Origin of the sequence: Nonomuraea sp. NPDC005730, from assembly GCF_040630865.1 — a bacterium.
GTDB lineage: Bacteria > Actinomycetota > Actinomycetes > Streptosporangiales > Streptosporangiaceae > Nonomuraea.
In genome coordinates, this window is record NZ_JBEXYK010000007.1 from 112726 (window position 1) to 130638 (window position 17913).

20 protein-coding genes are annotated in these 17913 nt (G+C 70.9%); 7 read left to right on the forward strand and 13 right to left on the reverse strand.

Annotation, left to right across the window (positions count from 1 at the left end; genetic code table 11):
• Positions 1 to 62 precede the first annotated feature (62 nt).
• A complete protein-coding gene (locus ABZ444_RS12510) occupies positions 63 to 1475 on the reverse strand; it encodes a class I SAM-dependent methyltransferase (RefSeq protein WP_357995068.1) in 1413 nt (470 codons plus the stop codon).
• A 124-nt stretch (positions 1476 to 1599) separates the two neighbouring features.
• On the opposite strand from ABZ444_RS12510, the gene ABZ444_RS12515 reads away from it, so the two are divergent.
• Positions 1600 to 1902 carry a hypothetical protein gene (locus ABZ444_RS12515; RefSeq protein ID WP_352318383.1) on the forward strand — a complete coding sequence of 101 codons (303 nt, stop codon included), beginning with the start codon at positions 1600 to 1602 and terminating at the stop codon, positions 1900 to 1902.
• Here ABZ444_RS12515 and ABZ444_RS12520 read toward each other — a convergent pair.
• From ABZ444_RS12520 to ABZ444_RS12530, 3 genes are read right to left on the reverse strand one after another with little or no spacing between them, the layout of a single operon-like run.
• Positions 1874 to 2851 carry an NAD(P)-dependent oxidoreductase gene (locus tag ABZ444_RS12520; RefSeq protein WP_357995070.1) on the reverse strand — a complete coding sequence of 326 codons (978 nt, stop codon included), beginning with the start codon at positions 2849 to 2851 and terminating at the stop codon, positions 1874 to 1876. The genes ABZ444_RS12515 and ABZ444_RS12520 overlap by 29 nt on opposite strands.
• Before the next feature lie 33 nt (positions 2852 to 2884).
• A complete protein-coding gene (locus ABZ444_RS12525; protein WP_357973844.1) occupies positions 2885 to 3484 on the reverse strand; it encodes a TetR/AcrR family transcriptional regulator in 600 nt (199 codons plus the stop codon).
• Entirely contained in the window at positions 3481 to 3993 is a 513-nt protein-coding gene (locus ABZ444_RS12530) for a GNAT family N-acetyltransferase (RefSeq protein WP_357995072.1), read from the reverse strand. The genes ABZ444_RS12525 and ABZ444_RS12530 overlap by 4 nt, the downstream gene beginning before the upstream one ends.
• 58 nt (positions 3994 to 4051) lie before the next feature.
• Between ABZ444_RS12530 and ABZ444_RS12535 the strand changes: the two genes are divergently transcribed.
• The 4 genes from ABZ444_RS12535 to ABZ444_RS12550 all read left to right on the forward strand — a co-directional run bounded on the left by ABZ444_RS12535 (position 4052) and on the right by ABZ444_RS12550 (position 7494).
• Positions 4052 to 4531, forward strand: coding sequence for a helix-turn-helix domain-containing protein (locus ABZ444_RS12535; protein ID WP_357995074.1), 480 nt, complete (start codon positions 4052 to 4054; stop codon positions 4529 to 4531).
• 32 nt (positions 4532 to 4563) lie between these two features.
• Positions 4564 to 5385, forward strand: coding sequence for an SURF1 family protein (locus ABZ444_RS12540; RefSeq protein WP_357995076.1), 822 nt, complete (start codon positions 4564 to 4566; stop codon positions 5383 to 5385).
• A 10-nt stretch (positions 5386 to 5395) separates the two neighbouring features.
• Complete coding sequence (locus ABZ444_RS12545) at positions 5396 to 6139, forward strand: tyrosine-protein phosphatase (RefSeq protein WP_357995078.1); 744 nt, start codon at positions 5396 to 5398, stop codon at positions 6137 to 6139.
• A 158-nt stretch (positions 6140 to 6297) separates the two neighbouring features.
• Complete coding sequence (locus ABZ444_RS12550; RefSeq protein ID WP_357995080.1) at positions 6298 to 7494, forward strand: amidohydrolase family protein; 1197 nt, start codon at positions 6298 to 6300, stop codon at positions 7492 to 7494.
• A gap of 18 nt (positions 7495 to 7512) precedes the next feature.
• Here the strand turns inward: ABZ444_RS12550 and ABZ444_RS12555 are convergent, their stop codons facing one another.
• The 4 genes from ABZ444_RS12555 to ABZ444_RS12570 all read right to left on the reverse strand — a co-directional run bounded on the left by ABZ444_RS12555 (position 7513) and on the right by ABZ444_RS12570 (position 11047).
• Positions 7513 to 7857: a YkvA family protein gene (locus ABZ444_RS12555; RefSeq protein WP_357995082.1), complete on the reverse strand. Its 345-nt coding sequence runs from the start codon at positions 7855 to 7857 to the stop codon at positions 7513 to 7515.
• Between the two features lie 65 nt (positions 7858 to 7922).
• Positions 7923 to 9347, reverse strand: coding sequence for an amidase (locus ABZ444_RS12560; RefSeq protein ID WP_357995084.1), 1425 nt, complete (start codon positions 9345 to 9347; stop codon positions 7923 to 7925).
• On the reverse strand, positions 9347 to 10312 hold the full coding sequence (locus ABZ444_RS12565) for an LLM class F420-dependent oxidoreductase (RefSeq protein ID WP_357995086.1): 966 nt from the start codon (positions 10310 to 10312) through the stop codon (positions 9347 to 9349). The genes ABZ444_RS12560 and ABZ444_RS12565 overlap by 1 nt, the downstream gene beginning before the upstream one ends.
• Positions 10313 to 10378: 66 nt before the next feature.
• Positions 10379 to 11047, reverse strand: coding sequence for a TetR family transcriptional regulator (locus tag ABZ444_RS12570; protein ID WP_357973867.1), 669 nt, complete (start codon positions 11045 to 11047; stop codon positions 10379 to 10381).
• Between the two features lie 319 nt (positions 11048 to 11366).
• Here ABZ444_RS12570 and ABZ444_RS12575 point away from each other — a divergent pair, with 319 nt between their 5' ends.
• A complete protein-coding gene (locus ABZ444_RS12575) occupies positions 11367 to 12116 on the forward strand; it encodes a hypothetical protein (protein ID WP_357995088.1) in 750 nt (249 codons plus the stop codon).
• A 140-nt stretch (positions 12117 to 12256) separates the two neighbouring features.
• On the opposite strand, the gene ABZ444_RS12580 is transcribed toward ABZ444_RS12575, so the two are convergent.
• The 5 genes from ABZ444_RS12580 to ABZ444_RS12600 form a co-directional block, all read right to left on the reverse strand.
• Complete coding sequence (locus ABZ444_RS12580; RefSeq protein ID WP_357995090.1) at positions 12257 to 13315, reverse strand: aspartate-semialdehyde dehydrogenase; 1059 nt, start codon at positions 13313 to 13315, stop codon at positions 12257 to 12259.
• Positions 13312 to 14586, reverse strand: a complete 1275-nt coding sequence (locus ABZ444_RS12585) for an aspartate kinase (RefSeq protein WP_352318411.1) — start codon at positions 14584 to 14586, stop codon at positions 13312 to 13314. The genes ABZ444_RS12580 and ABZ444_RS12585 overlap by 4 nt, the downstream gene beginning before the upstream one ends.
• A gap of 87 nt (positions 14587 to 14673) precedes the next feature.
• Positions 14674 to 15204, reverse strand: coding sequence for a DUF5063 domain-containing protein (locus ABZ444_RS12590; RefSeq protein ID WP_352362187.1), 531 nt, complete (start codon positions 15202 to 15204; stop codon positions 14674 to 14676).
• Complete coding sequence (gene recR / locus ABZ444_RS12595; RefSeq protein ID WP_352362189.1) at positions 15197 to 15796, reverse strand: recombination mediator RecR; 600 nt, start codon at positions 15794 to 15796, stop codon at positions 15197 to 15199. Before recR ends, ABZ444_RS12590 begins: the two co-directional genes overlap by 8 nt.
• A 2-nt stretch (positions 15797 to 15798) precedes the next feature.
• Positions 15799 to 16149 carry a YbaB/EbfC family nucleoid-associated protein gene (locus ABZ444_RS12600; protein ID WP_125640519.1) on the reverse strand — a complete coding sequence of 117 codons (351 nt, stop codon included), beginning with the start codon at positions 16147 to 16149 and terminating at the stop codon, positions 15799 to 15801.
• 494 nt (positions 16150 to 16643) lie between these two features.
• Between ABZ444_RS12600 and ABZ444_RS12605 the strand changes: the two genes are divergently transcribed.
• Positions 16644 to 17900: a GAF domain-containing protein gene (locus ABZ444_RS12605; RefSeq protein ID WP_357995092.1), complete on the forward strand. Its 1257-nt coding sequence runs from the start codon at positions 16644 to 16646 to the stop codon at positions 17898 to 17900.
• Positions 17901 to 17913: the final 13 nt, after the last annotated feature.

The window sequence follows — 17913 nt, forward strand, 5'->3', positions numbered from 1 at the left end:
CCCAGGCCCGCGTCTCGGTCAGAAGCCTCCACCCGCGTGGTCAACGTCGGATCAACGGTGAATCAAAGCAGGAAATACCCCTCGGCGATGAGCGGCCGGACGGCGTCGGCGTTGGGGATCTCGCCGTCGCCGACCAGCTCGGCGATCACGTTGAGCAGCGGCCCGAGCGCCAGCTCGCCGTCGCACACGCCGGCCAGGGCGGCCTCGACGGTGCCGACCTCCCTGCTGCGCCGCAGCCCCTGCGTCTGGCGCAGCACGATGCGGATCGGGTCCTCGGCGCCGGGCAGGCCGACGCGTTCGTCCAGCACCCCTTCGGCCGTGCGCAGCAGCGCCGCGTCGAGGTCGGCGGCGCGGTGGGCGGCGGCGATGGAGTCGAGCACGTCGTCGACGTAGTCGCCGACCGGGAGGGCCACCTGGTGGGGCAGGTGCTCCACGCGCACGACCGGGTCGAGGGTGCCCGAGTTGCGCATGGTGATCCAGCCGAAGCCGATGCCCTCGACCTTGCGCTCGTCGAACCAGGCCAGCCACCGGTCGTAGTGGTCGGTGTAGCCCTTGGTGCCCTGCTCGGCCGCGTCCTTGAGCCACAGCTCGACGTATTCGGCCGGGTCCTGCACGTCACGCTGGACGACCCAGGCGTCGCAGCCGGTCTCGCGCAACCAGCCGCCGACCCGGTCGTGCCAGTCTTCGCCCTCGACGTGGAGCCAGTTGGCCAGGAAGTGGGCCTGCCCGCCGGGCGCGAGGTGGCGCGGGGTGCGCCGGACCAGGTCGCGGCAGAAGTCGTCGGCGTCGCCGCCGGACTCGCGGTAGGTCAGCGTGCGCTCGGCCCCGGGGGCGATGACGAACGGCGGGTTGCTGACGACCAGGTCGAACAGCTCGCCCTCGACCGGCTCGAACATCGACCCCACCCGCGCGTCGACGCCGGTCACGCCGGACAGCTCCCAGCTCAGCCGGGCCAGCTCGACGGCACGCGGATTGAGGTCGGTGGCCACCACCTGCTCGGCCCGCCCGTCCAGGTGGAGCACCTGGACGCCGCAGCCCGTGCCGAGGTCGAGCGCGCGCGGGACGGGCCGGCGGCTGACGAGCTGGGCCAGGTTGGCCGAGGCGCCCCCGGCCCCCACGACGTGGTCGGCCCGCAGCGCCGGGTCGCCGGGCCGGACCTTGCGGTCGGAGACCACGTAGCCGCCGGTCTCCCACGGCTGGAGGTGCACGGTCGCCCTGATCAGGTCGCCGTCGGCGGACACCAGCCCCGACTCCAGGACCGCGGCCGGCACGGATCCGGCCGGCACCGGCACGCCGAGCCACCAGAGCCTGATCAGGGTGCCCAGCGGGTCGCCGTCGGCGGTCGCCCGCAGGGCCGGTACGAGCTCCTCCCGCGCCAGGGCCGAGGCCGCCATGGCGCCGAGCCGGTCGCGGACGCCGTCGATCGTGTAGCCGGTTTCGAGGAGGTGATGGCGCAGTCGTTCCACGGGCACCATCCTTTCACCAGCCACCGACAGTGCTCATACTGTTACTTGCACACCCAAGCGTTCTGCAAGCCATGGACAAGTGGGTGGCGGTATCTCTAGGGGTGCAAGACGCCGTACCGAGGAGCGCGCCCCCATGCTGATCCCCTGCTTGGCCTGCGAGTCGCGATTCGGGCCCGACGAGTACTTCAACGCCTGCTCCGACTACAACCGGGGCCTGGACCTGGTCTCGTGGACCTGCCCGCGCTGCGGCAACCGCGACGACCTGCGGGTGCTGCCCGGCGAGCTGGGGTTCGGCTACCCCTCGCGCGGCAGGTTCGACGTGCACGACCGGCTGCGCGTGCCCGGCCTGCGCAGGCAGCGCGGCGACCTGCGGCTGGACATCTCCCTCGACCGCTCCCGCTGGCAGGTCAGGACGCGGATCCGGCAACCGGCCTGACCGGCGCGTACGCGTACGCGGGCGGCTCGCCCCGCAGCAACCGCGCGATGTCCTCCACCAGCGCCTCCGCCAGCTCCTCCAGGCTCTCCCCGGTGGCCTCGCCCAGTCTGGGCGTGAGCACCACGTTCGGCAGCCTGGTCAGCGGGTGGGCCGGATCGAGCCATTCGCCCTCGAAGTGGTCGAGCCCTGCGCCGCCCACCTGGCCCTGGCGCAGCGCGTCCACCAGGGCGGTCAGGTCGTGCAGGGCGCCGCGCGAGGTGTTGAGGTAGATGGCGCCCTGGCGCATCGCGCCGAACTCGCTGTAGCCGAACAGGCCCCTCGTGTCCGGGGTCAGCGGCACGTGCAGCGACACCACGTCGGCCTCCGCCAGCAGCGCGGGCAGGGTGTGCGTGGCCTCGGGGACGAACGGGTCGCAGGTGACCACCCGCATGCCCAGCCCCTGGCAGCGCCAGCGCATGGCCCGGCCGACCCGGCCGAGGCCGACGATGCCGAACGTGCGCCCGGTGAGCCGTCTGCCGCGGTGGCGCTGGGCGGGGGGCACCCTGCCTCGGTGGGCGCGGCCCCTGCGCACCTCACGGTCGGCGGTGACGATGTTCCTGCTGACCGCGAACAGCAGCGCGAGCGTCAGCTCGGCCACCGCCTCCGGGTCGCGGTCGGGGGCGTGCAGGACGGTGACCCCGCGTTCGGCGGCCAGGCGCAGGTCAACCCCTGTGGGGGCGCCCAGGCTGGCCACGATGTCGATGTGGAGTCCGAGTACCGAGGTGCGAACCTGGTCGCCGTCGGTGATGAGCACGTTCGCGCCGGTCTCGATGACCAGGTCGGCGAGCTGCTCGTCGGTGAAGCCGACGCTCGGCCGGGGAGGAGCCTCGGCCACGTCGGCGACCTCGCCCAGACGGGCGAGCGCGCTCTGCGGCAGGTCGGGCAGCACGAGAGCCCGAGGTCTTCTCACATTTGGACAATAACACCACAGACGGTACTCAGATCATTGCTCCCCGCGCTGGCGGAGACTCTGCCAGGCCGCCTCGCCCAGGCCCTTGATCTCTTCCTCCGTCGGGGTGTGCGCCCCGGCGAACCACAGGCGGCACATCTCCTGCGCCGGCCCGAGCCACAGGACGTAGCACATGGTGGCGTGGACGGGCTGGAGCTGCCCGTTCTTCATGTGCGGCTTCCACCAGTCGGAGACCTGGCGGAAGAACGCGCGCCTGGCCTCGGCCACCTCGGCGCCGCCCGGCTCGTGCTTGCGCGGCGGGCGCTCGCTGACCAGGATCCTGGCCCGCTCGGGGTGCTCGCCGGCCCAGCGCATGTGGAAGGCGACCACGGCCTCGATGCCGGCGCGGGCGTCGTCGTGCTGGACCAGCTCGGCGAGGAACTCCTGCTGGTAGGCGTCGAGGATCTCGGCGTAGAGGACGCCGTAGACATGCTCTTTGCTGGCGAAGTGGTGGTAGAAGCTGCCGACGCTTACACCGCTCTCCTCGCGCAGACTGGCCAGCGTGGTGGCCGAGACCCCGTCCTGGCTGAAGCGGCGGAGGGCGCCCTCGATGATGCGGGTGCGGCCGTCGCGTCCGTTCTTGACACTCTTCACACTGTCAATGGTGTGCTACCAGAACCTTGTTCCGCAAATACTCCGGCCAGATCGATCATAGCGGTCACCTCGACAGTCCCGGACGCGACCTTCATCTGGGCGTCCGGCCACAGCCTGCGGACGAGCCTGAGCACCCGCCGGTTCTCGCCCAGCACGTCCATCCCGACCGTACGCGCCCCCCACACGGCGGCCCTGAGCAGCAACGTGTCGACGAGTCGCGGGCCGAGCCCGTTCCCCTGCCAGCGATCGGCCACCACGACGGCCACCTCGACGTCGGCGCAGCCGCCCCGGTAGCTCATGGCGTGCCCGACGATCTCGTCCCCGGCGGTGACGACGAGCGCGTCGCGGCGTTCGTCCAGGGTCAGCAGGGTGCGGACGAGGTGGGCGGCCGGGACGGCCAGGCCGGTGAAGAACCGCAGCGTCTGAGTGTGCAGCGACAACCCCGTCAGGAAGCGTCTGATCCGTTCCTCGTCGTCCGGGCGGACCGGGCGGATCTGGGTTCCGTGCATAGACTCAGCCTGCTCCTCGGAGCTGAGTCTGTCAATTGAACTCAGATATAATGCCGAGATGAACGTGCCGTTCCGATTGGGCTTCCGGGTGGACAACTGCTCGATCGAGCGCACCCTGGACATCGTCGGGGAGAAGTGGACCTTCCTGGTGCTGCGCGAGGCGTTCAGCGGCGTGCGCAGGTTCGCCGACATGCAGGCGGTCACCGGCGCCCCCCGCCAGGTGCTCAGCGCGCGCCTGGCCCGGCTGGTCGACGAGGGCCTGCTGCGCAAGGAGCCCTACCGCGAGCCCGGCCAGCGCCAGCGCGACGAATACCGGCTGACCGACAAGGGCCGCGACCTCTATCCGCTGCTCGTCGCGCTCATGCACTGGGGTGACAAATACCTGGCCGACGAGGAGGGCCCGCCGGTCCTGCTCACCCACCGCGACTGCGGCGCCCCCATCGAGCTGCACTTCCGCTGCGCCGATGGCCACGAGGTGGCCGGGCCACGCGAGGTCACGCCGGTGCCCGGCCCGGGCCCCGGGCTGCGCAACGTCTAGCGGGCGAGCCGCGTGAGGGAGCACCCGCCCCGGTGCCTAACCTTGAAGACGTGTACCGGTTCCTGCTGACGCCCCGGTGGCTGGCGCTCCACGTCGTGGTGCTCCTGGTCATCCCCGCCTTCGTGTTCCTGGGCAGGTGGCAGTTCGGGCGTTTCGAGGAGCGGTCCGACAACAAGGACAGGGTGACCGCCAACATCGAGGCCGCCGCCGTCCCGCTCGACCGGCTCGCGGCTCCCGGCCGGCAGGTCGGCGAGGGCGACCGTTACCGCACGGTCGTCGCGTCCGGCACGTACGACACGTCCCACGGCCTGCTCGTCCGCCGCCGCCCCCAGGAGGGCCGCAACGGCTTCTACGTCCTGACCCCGCTCGTCACCGGCGACGGCACCGCCGTGATCGTCAACCGCGGCTGGATCCCGGCCGCCGCCAGCGCCGACGCGGCTCCCCAGGTCCCCGCCCCGCCCACCGGACAGGTAACTGTCACCGGGCGGCTACGTCAAAGCGAGACCGAGGACTCCACCGGCATCCGCGAGCGGTCCGGGCTGCCGGACGGCCAGGTGCTGCTGATCGACGCGGCCAAGATCGGGCAGCGCATGCCGTACCGGCTGGTGGGCGGCTATGTCGAGCTCACCGGGCAGCAGCCGCGGGCCGCCGCCGCGCCCGCTCTGGTGCCCGCCCCCGACGTCGGCTCCGGCGGCGGCCTCAACCTGGCCTACGGCGTTCAGTGGTGGCTGTTCATCGGCATCGCGATCGGCGGCTGGATCCTGCTGATCCGGCGCGAGGTGGCCGAGCGGAAGTCCGGGAGACCCGCCGGCGAGTCCGTGGCGACCCAGGAGGCGGAAACCGCCGCCAATTAAGGTGTGGAGGGTGATCCGCCACATTGAGTTCACCAATCTCCGCAACTTTCGTGACGTAGGTGGATATGCCACCGAGGACGGGCGCACCGTCCGGTGGCAGCGGCTCTACCGGGCCGACTCCCTTGGCTGGCTGGCCGGCGACGACCTGCGGGCCTTCCACGCGCTGCGCGTGCGCACCGTGATCGACCTGCGGCAGCCCGCCGAGGTCGAGCGGGCCGGCCGGGTGCCGGAGACCGAGGGGCTGCGCTACCGGAACCTGCCGATCGAGGGCCGCCCCTGGGACATCGCCCAGTTCAGCGAGGAGATCGGCGTCGAGCGCTACCTCGCCGACCGGTACCTGGAGGTGACCGAGGACGGCGTGGAGAACCTGCGCGCCGCCGTGGAGACGGTCGCCGTCGCGGACAACGCGCCGGTCGTCATCCACTGCGCGGTGGGCAAGGACCGCACCGGCCTGCTCACCGCGCTGATCCTCTCGCTCGCCGGCGTCGCCGAGGACGACATCGTCGCCGACTACGCCCTGACCGGCCTGGCGACCGAGCGCTTCATCGCCGACCAGCGCACGAGGCATCCGGACGCCCCGCTGTGGCCGGGGTTCGGCCGGGCCCCCGCCCAGGCCATGCGCCTGTTCCTGGACGACCTGATCGACCGGCACGGCTCCGTCGAGGGCTACGTCACCGGCGTGCTCCAGGTCGACCGGGCCACCATCGCGGAACTTCGCGAAAATCTCCTGACTGATTCGATCTCCCGCGGGTAGAAGGCGCCGGGGTCCGCAAGGGGCAGCATCCTCAAGGACCCCACAAGCCCGGGATCGCCCCCATCCCCCTCCAGGCGGTCCCGGGTACGAATGCATGGATACCCAACGGATACGTCGCAGCTTGTTCGACGTTATGCCGTCGTCGTACGGTTACCTGCGTGACTACGCCGCTGCTCCCCGACCCTGACCCCCGGCGGCGCGACTATGTGATCATCTCTGCCGACGATCACCTGATCGAGCCTCCTGACCTCTTCGAGGACAGGCTCCCGGAGAAATACGCCGACGTCGCGCCCAAGGTCGTGGAGACGGACGCCGGTCACCAGGTCTGGCGCTACGGCGGGGCCACGTACCCGTGCGCGGGCATCGACGTGGGCGCCGGGCTGCCGCGCGAGCAGTGGACCCTGGATCCGGTCAGGTTCGAGCAGATGCGTCCCGGCTGCCACGACATCGAGGCCCGCGTCCAGGACATGGACGTCGCCGGCGTCTGGGCCGCGTTGTGCTTCCCCGGCATGCTGGCCGGCCAGGCGGGCATGCCGTTCGCCAGGACCCGCGACCAGGAGCTCGGCCTCGCCCTGGTCAAGGCGTGGAACGACTGGCACATCGACGTCTGGGCCGGCACCTACCCCGAGCGGATCATCGGCCTGCAACTGCCCTGGCTGCCCGATCCCGACGTCGCCGCGAAGGAGATCAGGGCCAACGCCGCCCGCGGCTTCAAGGCCGTGGTCTTCCCCGAGTTCCCGACCAGGCTCAGGCTGCCGTCGATCCACACCGGCCACTGGGACCCGTTCTTCGCCGCCTGCGAGGAGACCGGCACGGTCGTGGCCCTGCACACCGGCGACTCCTCCTGGTCGCCCGTGCCCTCGCCCGACACACCCATCGAGGCGATCACCACGCTGATGCCCACCAGCGCCATGTTCGCCTGCGCCGACTGGCTCTGGTCGGGCCTGCCGCTGCGTTTCCCCGGGCTGCGCATCCTCATCGTCGAGGGCGGGGTCGGCTGGCTGCCGATGCTGGCCGAGCGCGCCGACTACGCGCTCGACCACCCGGTCGCGGGCGAGGCCGCCTGGGACGGCGGCCTCAAGCCCAGCGAGGTGCTGCGCCGCAACTTCTTCTTCGGCACGCTCGACGACCACGCGCTGTCCGGCGTGCGCCTGGCGGTCGGCCTCGACCACGTGCTGCAGGAGAGCGGTTACCCGCACTCCGACTCGACCTGGCCCGACACCCAGAAGACCGTGGCCGCGAACCTCGGCGCGCTGCCGCCCGCCGACATCGCCAGGGTCGCCTACGGCAACGCCGCCCGCCTGTTCGGGCACCCGCTGCCCTCGCGCGCCTGGTTGCGGATGGAGGAGATCTAGCCGGGGCCGGGCCCCGGCTCAGCCCTCCAGCCGCCCCTGGATGATCCTGCGCTCGTGCTCGACGTAGCGACCGCTCTCGCCGAGCAGCGAGGCGATCAGCCACAGGAACACGCCGAAGTCGTCGGCCACCCCGATGAGCACCAGGAAGTCGGGGATGACGTCGACCGGCGACAGGATGTAGACCACGCCGAGCGCCATCAGGGCGAGCTTGCCCTTGCCCATGCCTTCGTAGCGGCCGCGGGTGACCGCGCCGATCATGCGCGGGATCGCCCGCACCCTGGTCAACATCCCCGGCGTGCCAGGCTTGGTCACCTCGCGGTACGTCCGCCACGCCGCCGCTGCCCGTGCTGCCTTGGCCATCATGAGGATCCTCCTACCCCCGGCTTCTCACGACATAACGCGTCAGCCGGGTGAGGGGTTCCTGACGATCAGCGCATGGCGGCGTGCTCGAACGGCCTGACCTGCTCGATCTGCGCGGCCACCCGGATCAGCAGATCCTCCCGGCCGGCCGCCGCCACGAGCTGCACGCCGACCGGCATGCCCGCCGCGTTCCTGTGCAGCGGCAGCGAGACGGCGGGCTGGCCGGTCGCGTTGATCGGCGAGGTGTAGGCCACCACCTGCGCGGTCCTGCCGAAGGCGGTGCTCAGGTCGGTGGGCGGGATCCAGCCCAGCGGGAACGGCGCCGCCCCCGACGACGGCATCAGCAGCAGGTCGTTGCCCTCGGCCCACCAGGAGGCCATGCGGCGGCGGAAGCCGTCCACCCACTGGGTGGCCAGGATGTGGTCGGCCGCGCTGTTGGCGCGGGCGGCGGTGACCATGGCCGCGTTGCGCGGTTCGAGCTCGTGCAGCTCCACCGGCCTGCCGCGGGCCGCGCCCAGGCTCACGACGTGCGCGGCGACGTTGTTGGCGACGATGGCGCCGAAATGCCGGGCGAACTCCGGCTCGGCGAGCGCCGGCGGACCGCCCGGGGTCACGTCGTGACCGAGGCTCTCCAGCAGCGCCGCCGCCCGGGTGACGGCCTCGGCCACGCCGGGATCGGCGGGCACGTCCGGCCTCGGGTGGGCGGTCAGGAAGCCGATGCGCAGCCGTCCTGGGTCGGCGTGCAGTTCGGCGGTCAGGGGGCCGGGCAGCGCGGGGGCGTCGTAGGGGTCGCCCGGCTCGTAGCCGGAGACCGCGTCGAGCGCGGCCGCCGTGTCGCGCACGGTCCTGCTCACGAAGCCGGGGCAGGAGAAGCCGCTCCAGCCCTCGCCCATGGACGGGCCGAGGCTCAGCCGGCCGCGCGTCGGCTTGAGCCCCACCAGGCCGCACAGCGAGGCAGGGACGCGGATCGAGCCGCCGCCGTCGCTCGCCGTGGCCAGCGCGACCATGCCCGCGGCCACCGCCGCCGCCGACCCGCCGCTCGACCCGCCCGCCGAGTACGCCGGGTCGTAGGGGTTGCGGGTGGGGCCGTACGCCACCGGCTCGGTCGTGATCGTGCTGCCGAACTCGGGGGTGTTCGTCCGGCCCAGCAGCACGAAACCGGCCCGGCGCAGGCGCACCACGCCGTGGCCGTCCCGGGCGCCGGCGCCGTCGAGGTCGTCGCGGACCCGCGAGCCCGCGGCGTACGGCTCGCCGGCCTGCCGCCAGCCCAGGTCCTTCAGCAGGATCGGCACGCCGCGGAAGGGCGCGTCCGCCGGGAGGTCGTCGATCTCGGCCAGCGCCCGCTCGAACCGCCGGTGGACGACGGCGTTGAGCTCGCCGTCGTGGGCCTCGACGGCGGCGATGGCGGCCTCGGCCAGCTCGCGGGCCGACACCTGCCCGTCCCTGACCGCCTGGGCCTGGCCGACGGCGTCGAGCCGCAGCACGTCGTCCATCAGCCCTCCCGGACCGGGGCCAGGTCGCGCACGGCCTGCTCGATCGGCACCTCGCCGCCGGGGATGGGCGCGAGCACCGGCGTGTCGAGCCCGTTGTCCACGTACCGGCGGATCCTGGCCCGGCAGGTGGCGGCGTCGCCGTGCACGACGAGGGCGTCGACCACCTCGTCGGGGATGGCCTTGAGCGCGGCCTGACGGTCGCCCGCCGCCCACGCCTCGTGCATGGGACGCAGCACCTCGCCCCGGCCCAGCCAGTCGTGGAAGGCGGCGTAGGCGGGCACGGTCAGGTAGCTCGCCAGCATCCACCTGGCCATCTCGCGCACCTTGTCGGCGTCCTCGCTCACACAGACGAACAGGCGGGCGATCAGCTCGGTGTCCGGGCCGATCTCGGCGCGCACCTTGGGCACGTCCTCGGGGGCGAGCCAGTTGGTGATCGCGCCGTCGGCCTCCTCGGCGGCCAGGCGCAACATCCGGGGCCGGAGGGCGGCCAGCACGATCTTGGGGGCGGTCTTCGGCGCCCGTTCCAGCTTGAAGCCCTTGATCTCGAAGGTCTCGTACCGCTCGGAGACCTTCTCCCCGGCCAGCGCCCTCCTCAGGAAGCGCAGCGTGTCGCGGGTGCGGGCGTACGGCTTGGCGAACTGCACGGCGTTCCACCGCTCGACGATCGCCGGCGAGGAGGAGCCGATGCCGAGCACGAACCGGCCGGGGGCCAGGTCGGCCAGGGTGGCCGCGGACATGGCCAGCAGCCCCGGCCCCCGCGTGGAGACCGGGACGATCGCGCTCCCGAGCCTCATCCCCGGAGCCCACTGCGAGGCCATCGCCAGCGGGACGAACCCGTCGTTCCCGTTGACCTCGGCCGACCAGGCGTCGGTGTAGCCGAGGCCCGGCAGCTCCGCGATCAGCTCCTGCGACCTGGCCAGGGAACGGTCGTAGAAGGGGATGGTCATGCCCCAGTTCGGCGTCATTCAGGGCCTCCGGTTCGGCGACGGTGAGCCGACCATACCAAGCGGTATGTCACCGCAAGGAGCCCCCTAGGCCCGCAATTCGTGCACCGCGGCGATGAAATCCTTCGTTATCCCCTGCAACCCGGGCAGATGCGACAGCCCCACCAGCCGGTCCACCAGCGGCACCGTGACCTCGATCAGCCGGTACGTCCGCGCGCACCCCGGCGAGGTGTCGTGCACCCAGAACAGCACCATGCCCATCGACAACAACCACAGCAGCTCGGGCAGCTCCGCCCGCAACTCCGCGTTCATCCGGTCCTTCGACCCCTCGACCACCTCGCGGTAGATCCCGATGGACGCCTCCCGCGCCGGCGACGACTGCGCGCTGAACGGGCTCAGCGGGTTCGTCGGCTCGGCCGCGTGCTTGAAGAACTTCACCGCGAACTCGTGGTACGGCTCCGACACGCGCACCCACTCCCGCAGCACCCCGCTCAGCCGCGCGGCGAACGACCTCTCCGTGGCCAGGAACTCCCGGCAGGCCTGCTCGTGCTCGGCCTGCGCACGGTCGTAGTAGGCCTGGATCAGCGCCTCCTTGCTCTCGAAGTAGTAGTAGGCGTTGCCCACTGACACCCCTGCCTCGGCGGCGATGGCACGCATGGTCGTCGCGTCGAAGCCACGCTCACGGAACAGTCGCAAGGCCGTCTCGACGATGACCTCTCGGGTGCTCTCCGATCCTCTGTTTCGGGCTTCGGACACGTTCGTCACTTTACGTCTTGAAAGCGCGGTGGGTCATGGAGTGGCACGGTGATCGCCGCCACAGGGCAAAGATGACTATGAGACATGAGTTATCTCCTGGGAATGGTGGGATTGTCGTTTCAGGCGGAAGGGCTCTTTTCCGCGAAAAGGCATCGACATGTGGATACGTGGAACAGCGCGCACCTTCGTGGTGGCGCTCCTCGGCATTCAGATCACCATAATCGCGCTGGCGTCGGCCGCTTCCGCCGCCTCCCACCCATCAGGTGGAGAGCGGGTTCAGGCGCCAACACCGTTCAACCGTCCTGACGAGACCGGGGGGATGCTCGACCTGTCCCTGTGGTTCCCGGAGGGGATCGACGGACCGTGGACGAACATCCGGCAGGCCGCCGTCGAGGCGGCCCTGGCGGAGACATACCAGGTCGAGCACCACCAGGCGGACCCCGCGGCCGCCAAGTCACAGCTGTCGAAGGAGGACTCCGAGGAGACGGAGGACGCCTGGGCCGAGGCCGAGGAGGCGTTCGCCGAGCAGTCGGACATGCAGGACCGCGCCGAGCGCTCAGAAGCCGTCACGAGGCCCGCGAGCGTCGAGGAGGCGATGACGCCCCAGAACCGGCCGCAGAGGTCGCAGAGGCGATCTCAGCTTGATCTGGCCCGTGTGCTGCCCAGGCAGGCCGCCATGCACATGACCCACGCCCTGGCCGCCCGCTGGCTCAAGAGCTCGGGCCTGCGCACGAAGTCGTCGGGCCACTGTACGAGCCGCCACATGCACCACTGCACCTCGCTCGACTCCGTAAGGGCCGGCACGATCGCCCGGATCATCGACCTCAAGCATGACAGCGGCTGCCCGGTCATGGTGACCGGCGGCACCGAGGCGGGTCACGCGCCCGGCCAGTACAGCCACGGAAACGGCTACAAGCTCGACATCACGCACAACGCGTGCATCGACCGCTACATCACCAGGCACCACCGCAAGACGGGCGTCCGCGGCGACGGCGCCGCGCTCTACCGCTCCGCCACCGGAACCGTCTTCGCCAACGAGAGCAGCCACTGGGACATCCTCTTCCGGTGACAGGCCCGCCCGCGGGAGAACACGACTCCCCGGGAAGCGCGAATCGCCGGGAAACGCGACTCTTCCGGGACGACAGAACTCTTCCGGAAAACGCGAAGGACGCCGCACCACGGCACGGCGTCCCCACGGAGTCGGCCGGGCTACAGCTCGGAGGCCACCAGCTCGGCGATCTCAGCCGCGTTGAGCGCGGCACCCTTGCGCAGGTTGTCGCCGCAGACGAACAGGTCGAGCGTGTTCGGGAAGTCGATCGCCTGGCGGACGCGGCCCACGTAGGTCGGGTCGTTGCCGACCACGTCGAGCGGCGTCGGGTAGACGCCGTTGGCCGGGTCGTCCATCAGCACCACCGTCGGCGCCGCCGAGAGCACGCGGTGCGCGTCCTCGACCGTGATCTCACGCTCGAAACGGGCGTGCACGGCCAGCGAGTGGGTGGTGATCACCGGCACGCGGACGCAGGTCGCCGAGACCTTCAGGTCGGGGATGCCGAGGATCTTGCGCGACTCGTTGCGCAGCTTGAGCTCCTCGGACGCCCAGCCGCCGTCCTTGTACGAGCCCGCCCACGGCACCACGTTGAACGCGATCGGCGCCGGGAACGGCGACTCGTCGGGCAGCTTGCCGGCCAGCGCCTTGCGCACGTCGCCGGCCGTCTGGCCGAGCGAACGGTCGCCGGCCAGGGCCTCGACCTCGTCGTAGAGCCGGGCCGAGCCCGCCACGCCCGCGCCCGACACCGCCTGGTAGGAGGCGACGACGAGCTCCTTGAGCACGTACTCGGCGTGCAGCGCGCCCATGGCCGCCATCATCGACAGCGTGGTGCAGTTGGGGGTCGAGATGATGTTCCTGGGCCGCTCGCGCGCGTCGAGCGGGTTGACCTCGGGCACCACCAGCGGAACGTCGGGCTCCATGCGGAACGTGCCGGACTTGTCGATCGCGATCGCGCCGCGCTCGGCCGCGATCGGCACCCACACGGCCGACACCTCGTCGGGCACGTCGAAGATGGCGATGTCGATGCCGTCGAAGACCTCGGGCGCGAGCGCCTGGACCACGACGTCCTCGCCGCGCACGCGCAGCACCTTGCCCGCCGAGCGCGGGGAGGCGACGAGACGGATCTCGCCCCAGATGTCCTCCCGGGTGGACACGATGTCCCGCATGACGGTGCCGACGGCGCCGGTGGCGCCGATCAGGGCGAGATTGGGCCTGCTCATCGTCCGCTACCTCCGTACACCACTGCTTCGACCTGGTCGGCGTCGAGATCGAAGGCACGGTGGGCGGCCGCCACGGCCGCGTCGACACCGTCCTGCTCGACGATCACCGAGATGCGGATCTCCGAGGTGGAGATCATCTCGATGTTGACCCCCGCGTCGGCGAGGGCCGCGAAGAACGTCGCCGTGACGCCGGGGTGCGAGCGCATGCCCGCGCCGATCAGCGACACCTTCCCGATCTGGTCGTCGAAGAGCAGCGACTCGTAGCCGATGCGGCCCTGGATCTTCTTCAGCGCGGTCAGCGCCACCTGGCTGTCGGCCGTGGGCAGCGTGAAGGAGATGTCCGTGCGGCCCGTGGCCGCGGCCGAGACGTTCTGGACGATCATGTCGATGTTGATCTCGGCGTCGGCCAGCGTTTTGAAGATCGAGGCAGCCTCGCCGACCTTGTCGGGGACCCCGACAACAGTGATCTTGGCCTCGCTCCGGTCGTGCGCGACGCCGGAGATGATCGGCTGCTCCATCTCGGTTCCTTCGGTGTAAGGGTCGGAGACGACCCACGTGCCTTCCGTGGTGCTGAACGAGCTGCGTACGTGGATCGGCAGGTCGAACCGCCGAGCGTACTCGACGCAGCGCAGATGCAGGATCTTCGCGCCGCAGGCCGCCATCTCCATCATCTCGTCGTACGAGATCTTGGGGATCTTGCGGGCGACGGGCACGATGCGGGGGTCGGCCGTGAAGATGCCGTCGACGTCGGTGTAGATCTCGCAGACGTCGGCCTCCAGGGCCGCCGCGAGCGCGACCGCGGTGGTGTCGGAGCCGCCGCGGCCCAGCGTGGTGATGTCCTTGGTGTCCTGCGAGACGCCCTGGAACCCGGCCACGATCGCGATGTGACCCTGGTCGAGCGCCTCACGGATGCGGCCCGGCGTCACGTCGATGATGCGCGCCTTGCCGTGGGTGGAGTCGGTGATCACGCCGGCCTGCGAGCCGGTGAACGAGCGCGCCTCGTGGCCGAGGTTGGCGATCGCCATGGCCAGCAGAGCCATCGAGATGCGCTCTCCGGAGGTCAGCAACATGTCGAGCTCGCGGCCCGGAGGCAGCGGCGACACCTGCTCGGCCAGGTCGAGCAGCTCATCCGTCGTGTCACCCATCGCGGAGACGATCACGACCACGTCGTTGCCGGTTTTTTTCGTCGCGACGATCCGCTGCGCGACCCGCTTGATGCAGGACGCGTCGGCGACGGACGAACCACCGTACTTTTGCACAACGAGCGCCACGAGAGTCTCCCGGTCTGGACTGTGAAGTGCCAGTCTACTGGGGGCCTCTTATGGGCCTGATGGTTCATACCACTATGTGGATGATCATCACACGGTGGTGGCTTCCTCCGCCACGTCGAGCCGCGAGTGCGCGGCGAGGGCCTGCAACGCGCGCATCGCCGCGCCCGCGTGGTTGCCCCAGGTGTTGAAGTAGGAGTACTGCCACCACCACAACGCCTCGTGCGGACGACCCGCGTGGAAGTGACGCAGCCCGTGGATGAGGTCGGCGGCCACCGCGGTCAGGTCGTCCGACAGCCGGTACGGCGTGACCGACGTGTCCTTGTACGGGTCGAACACCTCGGCGTAGTCGTCGACCGCCTCCAGTCGCTCGGCCAGCGCCGTGCGCACGCCGTCGATGTCGGGGTCCTCGCTCATCGGCGGCTCGTAGTTGCCCGACAGGATCACGTCGCGGTTGGCGCCGAGCTTGGCGCCGGCCAGGCTCACCTGCGCGACCTCCACCAGGAGCAGCGACCAGATCGCGTCGCCGCCCTCACCGCCGGCGACCCTGGTCAGGCCGTCGACGTAGTTCTGCGCGTGCGCGGCGATCTCTTCGGCGAGCACATCCCACATATCAGACATCCAGGAGCCTCCGTCCTTCGAAAGCACGGCCCAGGGTCACCTCGTCGGCGTACTCGAGGTCACCGCCCACCGGCAGGCCGCTGGCGAGTCGTGTCACTTTGATGCCCATCGGCTTGACCAGACGGGCGAGGTAGGTAGCGGTCGCCTCGCCTTCGAGGTTGGGGTCGGTGGCGAGGATGAGCTCGGTGACGCGCCCGTCGGCCAGGCGCGTCATGAGCTCGCGGATGCGCAGGTCGTCGGGGCCGATGCCGTCGATCGGGCTGATCGCGCCGCCGAGCACGTGGTACGTACCGCGGTACTCGCGCGTCTTCTCGATCGCCACGACGTCCTTCGACTCCTCGACCACGCAGATGACGTGCGTGTCGCGCCGCGGGTCACGGCAGATGCGGCACTCCTCCTCGGCGGCCACGTTGCCGCACACCCGGCAGAAGCGCACCTTGTCCTTGACTTCGAGCAGCGCGTGCGCCAGCCGCCTGACGTCGGCCGGATCGGCCGCCAGCAGGTGGAACGCGATGCGCTGCGCGCTCTTGGGACCGACGCCGGGCAGCATGCCGAGTTCGTCGATCAGGTTCTGGACGACCCCTTCGTACATGCCTAGAACCCTGGCAGCTGTCCGAGTCCGCCGCCGCCCAGACCTTGGGCGAGCGGGCCGAGCTTCTCCTGCTGCAGGTCGGCGGCGGCACGCACCGCGTCGCGGACGGCCGCGATCACCAGGTCGGCGATCGTGTCGGCGGTGTCCTGCGGGTCGGCCGCGTCGATCACGCTCGGGTCGATCTTGAGTTCGAGCAGCTCACCTGAGCCGTTGACGACGGCCGTGACCATGCCGCCGCCCGACGAGCCCTCGATCTGCGCGTCGTTGAGCTCCTGCTGGGCGCTCACAAGCTGCTGCTGCATGAGCTGAGCCTGCTCCAGCAGCTGCTGCAGGTTGACATCCCCTGGGTTCACCGTCGTGCGCTCCTCGTGGCTCCGGTTCTTGACTGCCACGAGCCTACGGTGTTTGGGCGGCGTCATGTACTGGGAGGGCTCCCCATGTTTCCCTCCAGGCATTCGTCGCGGGCCTTTGTCATGGCCGGATCTCGGCCCCCCTCCAGTGTCCGAGACCCGGCCATCACGTCGGACGGAGCGGCCGCACCACGCCGACGCGTGTTTCGGAACGGTAGTGCGACCAACGTTGCACACACGTTGCGTTCATTCAATCACCCTACGCAATCCCCCTGAACAGCTTGCGCATATCGCCGCCAGGACGGATGCTCGTTGTTGACTACTTGGAGTGACCGATGAGTTACGGCCATCTCGATGCGTACTCCCGCCTTCTACGCGGAGCACACGAAGCGGCGGCTACGGGGCAGACCTCGTCCGACTCGCCCCGCACCCTGATCACCGCCTCGTGGCGGCGATCGCTCGCGGCGGGGATCGACCCGGATGGCCGGAGCGCCCCTTTGGTCTGCGAGTCCTCCGACGTCGTCGACATCCGCGAGGCTCATCCGCTGCGGCCGCTGCTGCCCCTGCTCGCCCAGACGCTCTCCGGCCTGGCCGACGAGGCCGACCACGTCATGATCGTCACAGACCGTGACGGACAAGTGCTCTGGCGTGAGGGCAAAGGCGGCATCCTGCGCGATGCGGACCAGGTGGGCCTGGCCGACGGCCATCACTGGGGCGAGTGCATGGCCGGCACCAACGGCATCGGCACCGCGCTCGCCACCGGCCGGCCGGTCCACGTCTACTCCGAGGAGCACCTGATGCGGGTGCTGCACGTCTGGTCGTGCAGCGCGGCGCCGATCAGCGATCCGGAGTCGGGCAACGTCATCGGCTGCGTCGACGTCAGCGGCATCGCGCGGTCCCTGCATCCGGCGACCGTCGCCCTGGTCAGCGCGACGGCCAAGCTCGCCGAGTCGCAGCTCGCCGTACGGATGCACGAGCGCGACGAACGCCTGCGCCGCCGCTACGAGTCGCTGCGCAACCGGGGCGGCATCCTGCTGTCCCCCACGGGCCGGGTCATCTCGGGCGATCCCATGGGCCGGCTCGGCGCCCGACTCCCCCTGTCCGGCCAGCGCATGATCCTGCGTGACGGGAGCGTCGCCTTCCTCGAACCCTTCTGCGACGGCTACCTCCTGCGCGACACCCCGTCCGCGACGCCGCCCACCCTGCGCCTGACCTGCCTCGGCGAGGGCACCCCGACGGCCGACCTGGGCGACCGCCCGCGTCCGCTCTCACTGCGCCACGCCGAGATCCTGGCCCTCCTCGCCCTGCACCCCCAGGGCCTGTCGGCCGACCAGCTCTCGTTCCACCTGTACGGCGACGACGGCAACCCGGTGACCATCCGGGCCGAGATCCATCGGCTGCGCGGTCAGCTCGGGGAGGTGCTGGCGGCGAAGCCGTACCGGCTGGTCTGCCCGGTCGAGGCGGACTTCCTCGGCGTCCGCCGGCTCCTCGCCTCGGGCGACACCGGCGCGCTGGCCCGCGCCTACCCCGGGCCGCTCCTGCCGCGCTCGGAGTCGCCGGACATCCGGCGCGAACGCGAGGAGCTCGAAGCCCAGGTACGCGCGTGCCTCCTGCGCCACGGCTCGCCCGACGACCTGTGGACCTACGCCCAGACCCCCAACGGCCGCGACGACTACCAGATCCTGGAACGTCTGTCGGCCCTTCCGCCGACGGATCCCCGCTCGGCAGCCGCCCGCGCCCGCCTCTTCCCCTGACCCCCGCTCGGGC

Excerpts from the sequence above, each read along its gene's own strand:
- ABZ444_RS12510 (WP_357995068.1), bottom strand. The coding sequence starts at position 1,475 with ATGGTGCCCGTGGAACGACTGCGCCATCACCTCCTCGAAACCGGCTAC.
- ABZ444_RS12515 (WP_352318383.1), top strand. The coding sequence starts at position 1,600 with ATGCTGATCCCCTGCTTGGCCTGCGAGTCGCGATTCGGGCCCGACGAG.
- ABZ444_RS12530 (WP_357995072.1), bottom strand. The coding sequence starts at position 3,993 with ATGCACGGAACCCAGATCCGCCCGGTCCGCCCGGACGACGAGGAACGG.
- ABZ444_RS12535 (WP_357995074.1), top strand. The coding sequence starts at position 4,052 with ATGAACGTGCCGTTCCGATTGGGCTTCCGGGTGGACAACTGCTCGATC.
- ABZ444_RS12555 (WP_357995082.1), bottom strand. The coding sequence starts at position 7,857 with ATGATGGCCAAGGCAGCACGGGCAGCGGCGGCGTGGCGGACGTACCGC.
- ABZ444_RS12560 (WP_357995084.1), bottom strand. The coding sequence starts at position 9,347 with ATGGACGACGTGCTGCGGCTCGACGCCGTCGGCCAGGCCCAGGCGGTC.
- ABZ444_RS12565 (WP_357995086.1), bottom strand. The coding sequence starts at position 10,312 with ATGACGCCGAACTGGGGCATGACCATCCCCTTCTACGACCGTTCCCTG.
- ABZ444_RS12575 (WP_357995088.1), top strand. The coding sequence starts at position 11,367 with ATGCTCGACCTGTCCCTGTGGTTCCCGGAGGGGATCGACGGACCGTGG.
- ABZ444_RS12580 (WP_357995090.1), bottom strand. The coding sequence starts at position 13,315 with ATGAGCAGGCCCAATCTCGCCCTGATCGGCGCCACCGGCGCCGTCGGC.
- ABZ444_RS12590 (WP_352362187.1), bottom strand. The coding sequence starts at position 15,204 with ATGTCTGATATGTGGGATGTGCTCGCCGAAGAGATCGCCGCGCACGCG.
- recR (WP_352362189.1), bottom strand. The coding sequence starts at position 15,796 with ATGTACGAAGGGGTCGTCCAGAACCTGATCGACGAACTCGGCATGCTG.